Origin of the sequence: Pectobacterium betavasculorum (assembly GCF_000749845.1) — a bacterium.
GTDB lineage: Bacteria > Pseudomonadota > Gammaproteobacteria > Enterobacterales > Enterobacteriaceae > Pectobacterium > Pectobacterium betavasculorum.
Genome location: NZ_JQHM01000061.1, coordinates 1 through 528, shown reverse-complemented (window position 1 = coordinate 528; position 528 = coordinate 1). Strand labels below are relative to the sequence as shown.

Here is a 528-nt window from a genome sequence, read left to right as displayed (position 1 = left end):
GTATCTGTCCCACGGGAATTGCAGCTTCACGCGGCCGTGCTGGTCGCAGTAAATCTCTTCATCCGCTGGCCCCACCACCGTGGCGATTTGTGGGCCGTCCACCATCGGTTTGTACGGCATCGCGGCACGCCATGTCGTTGTGCCTTTCACCACCGCAAAGCTGTTGCTCATCGTCGTCGGTTCGCCGCCGCTTTCCTCTTCCAGCGCCTGCGGCTGCTGCCCGACGTGCGTCACGCTCACCGTCTGCCACACCGCATTCAACGTTGCATTCGGGTGCTCCGTCAGGGTAAAGGTATTGCCCGGCATCAGCCCCGCACAGTTGGATTCCCCTTCGCTGGTTACCGCGCCTGACCGCAGCGCATCCAGACGATAGTCGCTGAACGCCTTGCCGCTCGGGTCTTGTTTATAGCGCCCCGGATAGTCGTAATGCTGATAGCTTTCACGCTGGTGTGCCAGCTCGCCGCTCATCTTCTTGTGCGACAGGCCGTAAGCTGGTGTCTTGAAGCTGTAGTCTTTCAGCTCGACTTC

At 60.2% G+C, this 528-nt stretch carries 1 protein-coding gene; it reads right to left on the bottom strand.

The annotated features are described in order from the left end of the window. Positions 1 to 528 (bottom strand): type VI secretion system tip protein TssI/VgrG (gene tssI, locus KP22_RS21090; protein ID WP_039326384.1); only part of this gene is annotated, 528 nt, incomplete at both ends.